Here is a 4330-nt window from a genome sequence, read left to right as displayed (position 1 = left end):
GAGAATGGTCTGGTCACGTATCCGGGGTCATGCTTTTCAAAAGGAGTACTTCCAGAGAGCTCTTTCTCTGGGGAAGGTACACCATGCGTACCTTTTTTCCGGTCCATCGGGAGTAGGCAAGAGAACACTTGCTTTTGTGGTTGCCCGGTCACTTCTTTGTCTTGAGCCGCAGGGGAAAGCTTGCGGTCACTGTCAGAGTTGTCTCCTTTTTGAGCATTCTGCTCATCCAGATTTTTTCTTTCTCCGGCCGGAAGGAAGCTCCATTGGCATCGATGCAGTTCGTGACCTTGTGCAACGCCTCTCCTTAAAACGGGTGCTCTCGCCTTTCAGGATTGGAATTATCGATGAGGCGGAAAAGCTTACCGAAGAAGCGGCGAACTGTCTCCTGAAGACTGTGGAAGAGCCCCCTGAAGGAGTTGTTCTTTTTCTTGTAACCTCTCGGGTTGCCGCTGTTCCAAAGACCCTTCTTTCCCGGTGTCAGCACCTGGTGTTCTCCCCCCTTCCAGAAAGGCTTGTTGCAGAATACCTCATAGAGGAAGAGAACGTTGAACCTTCGAAGGCTTACGCTGCGGCTTTCTTCTCCTCAGGAAGCATTGGCGAGGCCCTCCGTTGCGTTCAAAAAGAGAATTTCGGGGAAGGGATTCGAACTTTCCTGCAAAGTATTCGGAAAGGCAATGTTTTCGAGGCGGGTCGGTGGCTTTTCGAGCATAAAGAAGATTTGCCCCAGGTGCTTTCCATTCTTGCTCACTACCTTCGGGATGCTCTCTTTTTCCATATCCTGGGTGAGCGTTACAAGGAGTTATCCCTTCTCCCCGAAGAGGATAGAGCTCTCCTCCGGGAGCTTGCCTCTTTGGGTCCCCAGACGCTCCGAAAAGCCCTTGCTATTTTGGGGACATTCCTTGATGATATCCGTGCCAATATCTACTGGGATGTTGCTTGCTTCCATTTCCTTTTGGAGTTGCGAGGTGAACTCTCGTGATACCCATTGTAGGAGTGCGTTTCGAGAAGAACCCAAAGCTCTACTACTTTGACCCTCGGAACCTTACCCTTGAGATTGGGGAAAAATGCGTTGTGGAGACCGTTCTTGGGTTAGAGCTCGGAGAAGTGGGTCGGAAAATCGCTGTCCCCGAAATTACGGAGAAACTCAAACCCGTTCTCCGGAAAGCAACAGAAAACGACCTCATCCAGTGGGAACTCAACAGGGAAAAAGAGAGAGATGCTTTCGAGATTGCTCGGAGGCTCATTGCTCAGTATAACCTTCCGATGAAGCTCCTTGAGGTGCACTATACTCTTGACCGGGGGAGGCTCGTCTTCTACTTTGGAGCTGAGGAGCGGGTTGATTTTCGGCAACTCGTGAAGGATCTCGCCGCTATATTCCGGACGCGTATTGAGATGCGACAACTCGGTGTGCGGGACGAGGCGCGGCTCCTTGGGGGGTACGGAATGTGTGGAAGGGAACTCTGCTGCAGCGCTTTCCTTTCGAGCTTTGACCCTATTTCCATACGTATGGCCAAGGAGCAGAACCTCGTGTTGAACTCGGCAAAGATCTCAGGAGTGTGTGGACGTCTCATGTGCTGCTTGGCGTACGAGTACCCGCTGTACAGGAGGCTTCTCCTCCGCTTCCCCAAGAAAGGGAGCAAAGTCATTACACCTATGGGCCTTGCCAAAATTATAGAGGTCAATGTTTTCAAGGACAGCATTCGTCTTGAGCTCGAGGACGGCAGAGAAGTGGAGATTACCGAGGAGGAGTACAACAAGTATTTCCTGTAAGGAACTTGGTTTGGGGGAGGAAGGTAATTTCCTGTAGGAAGGTGGTACACATGGAAGAAGGGCATACGGTATCGCTGGGTAGAACCCTTGAGGAAGAACGATTGTGGTTTGAGGAGCGGGTAAAGGAGTGTGAAGCGAATCTCTTCCGCTTCGCCTACTACCTTACGGGGAACGCGGAACGGGCAAAAGATCTCGTGCAGGAGGCTTTTCTCCGGGCCTTCCAGTACCGCCATAGTTTCGATGACCGGTATCCTTTTGAGAACTGGGTTTCTGCGATTCTTCTCAATATTCACAGGCAGAGGGAGAAGAAAGACCGTCTTTTGAAGCTTTTTTCTGTTTTTTGGCGGAGCGATGAAGACGAAGAGGAGGACGACTTTGCGGAGCAGCTCGAGTACGAAGGTGAAGGACCAGAGACGATTGCCTTAAAGCGCCAAGTCATTAAGGATGTCTACAAGGCTATCGAGAGCCTTCCGGGGAAGATGAAAGAAGTTATGGTTCTCTGCGATATCATGGGGTATTCCTACGAAGAGGCAAGCGAAGTAATTGGCTGCCCTATAGGGACGGTTCGTTCTCGGCTGCATCGAGCTCGAAGGCACGTCAAGAAGATGCTTGAGGCGGCATACGGTGATGAGCTCCTTCAGCTTTGGGGATGAAGCCATGCGGTGTCGGGATGTTTCCCGCAGACTTTCGGCTTTCCTTGACAGGGAACTCCCAGCCTGGGAGTACCGTGAAGTGGCAAGACACCTCGGGGTCTGTCTTCGCTGCAGAAGAGAGTACGAGAAGCTTTCTGCGGTCAAGACCATGGTGCAGAGGGTTGGGCAAATGGTTCCCAGCGCGGTGCCTGGAGTAGCATTTCCCTTTGGAAGTACGGTGCGTACCTTCCGCCTTCGGAAAGCCCTCTTAGCCTTGGTGTTCCTTTTTGGCCTTTTTGTGGCCATTCTTCTCGTCCTGGGGTGGCAGAGGTCTTCCCTTGATGAGGAGATTCTCAGTCCCGATCAGCTCACCGCTTTTAGTAGGGATGTGCTGACGCAAACCAAGGTCCGGGTGGAAACCATAGAGCTTGTAACCGGTGACTATCGATGAAGGTGCTCTGGGTTTTGGTGTTCCTTTTCCTGGTGGCCCTTTTTCCCTGTGAGGCCCGTATTTTGAATCCCGAGGAAGCTCGGGCCCTTTTGCATCAAATGCATGAGCAGACGGTAGCGAGGGATTACTGGGGAATATGGCAGTTCAGTGACAGAACCACGGAGGAGAGGCGGTTTGTCGAGGTTTTCTTCCTTCGGGGTGTGGGATTTGCTTGGAGGGAACTGGGAAGGGACGACACTGTCAACGTGCGGTTTGGAAATTGCCGCTACGTGGTCGACCTCAAGAGTAAAGAGGTAAAGAGCGTATACCCCATTCTTGAATTCCCCTTTGCCCCCTTTGAGGGAGAAGATATTCCGCTTCTCCTTGAAAACTACCTCTTTGACCTCCGAGAGCGGGAACTTACCCTCTTCTCGAAGCGGACCATGGAGGCGGTGTGTTCTTTCCTCCTTGGGGAAGAAGGCGACATCGTTGGACAGAGAGTGTACGCACCCCAAGGCGAGGTTCTTGAGGAGTGGAAGCTCTTGTACCGGGACACGTCCCCTGAATTTTCCTGGATCGCACCGCTTTTGCATCTCCTTGAGTCCTTCAGGGAAAAGATTCCACAACCTGAACCGCTGGCGCTTGGATTTCGCGGCGAAGTTTTTCTTCCCGATTTCATTCCCCCGGGATTTCAGCTCCGTCGGGCATATCTCCTCAAAGACGGGACAAAGCAGTTCTACGGTTTCGTGTACAGTGATGGTCTCCTGTCCTTCCTTCTCCTCCAGAGCGTGTATCCCTTCCAGGTTTCGGGGTCAAATACGTTTCGGTACTTCCTGTTCGCGCGGGAAAAGGGCAAAACCAGGGTGGCAGCGGAGAAGAGAGGGTTTTACTTCCTCCTTGTTGGAGGGCTCGACCCACACCTGGGACAGAAAGTTTTACAATCACTCAATGAAAGGGGAGGTCGAAAATGATGCGGAGGATGCGTCCTGTAGTAGGAAGTGTTGTGTTCCTTTTGCTCCTTTTGGGTAGCGTAGCCTGGGCGGTATCAGCCATTCCTGAAAACCCAGATATTGTAGCAGATATCGTTGAGCGAGTGAGTCCTGCGGTGGTGAATATTGACACCCTTCGAATCACTGTGTTCCGTTCCCCCCTTGCTCCCTTCTTTAGCGATCCCTTCTTCCGCCGCTTTTTTGGGGACATCCCGGAGCTTGAGCGACAGGTCCCGCAGCGGGGTATCGGTACCGGCTTTGTGTTCCGTCCCGATGGGTACATCCTCACCAATGAGCACGTTGTTCATGGAGCGAGCGAAATTAAGGTAACTTTCATCGATGGCAAGGAGTACGAGGGAAAGGTCGTTGGTGCTGATCCCCTCACGGATATCGCCGTGGTGAAAATTGATGCGAATAATCTTCCCACCATTCCTCTTGGAGATTCCGATAAGGCTCGGGTTGGAGAGTTCGTCATCGCCATCGGAAACCCCTACGGTCTTTCCCATACG

Annotated in this window: 6 protein-coding genes; all 6 read left to right on the top strand. The window is 52.1% G+C overall.

All coding sequences use genetic code 11. From position 1 onward, the window contains the following. Positions 1–4 precede the first annotated feature (4 nt). Positions 5–979, top strand: a complete 975-nt coding sequence (gene holB, locus H5U36_09280; protein MBC7218303.1) for a DNA polymerase III subunit delta' — start codon at positions 5–7, stop codon at positions 977–979. Continuing rightward, complete coding sequence (locus H5U36_09275) at positions 976–1770, top strand: stage 0 sporulation family protein (GenBank protein MBC7218302.1); 795 nt, start codon at positions 976–978, stop codon at positions 1768–1770. The genes holB and H5U36_09275 overlap by 4 nt, the downstream gene beginning before the upstream one ends. 50 nt (positions 1771–1820) lie before the next feature. Next, positions 1821–2423, top strand: coding sequence for a sigma-70 family RNA polymerase sigma factor (locus H5U36_09270; GenBank protein MBC7218301.1), 603 nt, complete (start codon positions 1821–1823; stop codon positions 2421–2423). Next, entirely contained in the window at positions 2398–2853 is a 456-nt protein-coding gene (locus H5U36_09265; protein ID MBC7218300.1) for a zf-HC2 domain-containing protein, read from the top strand. Before H5U36_09270 ends, H5U36_09265 begins: the two co-directional genes overlap by 26 nt. Beyond that, on the top strand, positions 2850–3803 hold the full coding sequence (locus H5U36_09260; protein MBC7218299.1) for a hypothetical protein: 954 nt from the start codon (positions 2850–2852) through the stop codon (positions 3801–3803). Before H5U36_09265 ends, H5U36_09260 begins: the two co-directional genes overlap by 4 nt. Next, a partial coding sequence (locus H5U36_09255; protein MBC7218298.1) for a trypsin-like peptidase domain-containing protein occupies positions 3803–4330 on the top strand: 528 nt, incomplete at its 3' end. The genes H5U36_09260 and H5U36_09255, both read left to right, overlap by 1 nt.

It is taken from the genome of Candidatus Caldatribacterium sp. (assembly GCA_014359405.1).
Taxonomy (GTDB): Bacteria; Atribacterota; Atribacteria; order Atribacterales; family Caldatribacteriaceae; genus Caldatribacterium; species Caldatribacterium oleiphilum.
Note: the sequence above shows the minus strand (reverse complement) of the source record. Positions and strands in the feature narration are given on the sequence as shown.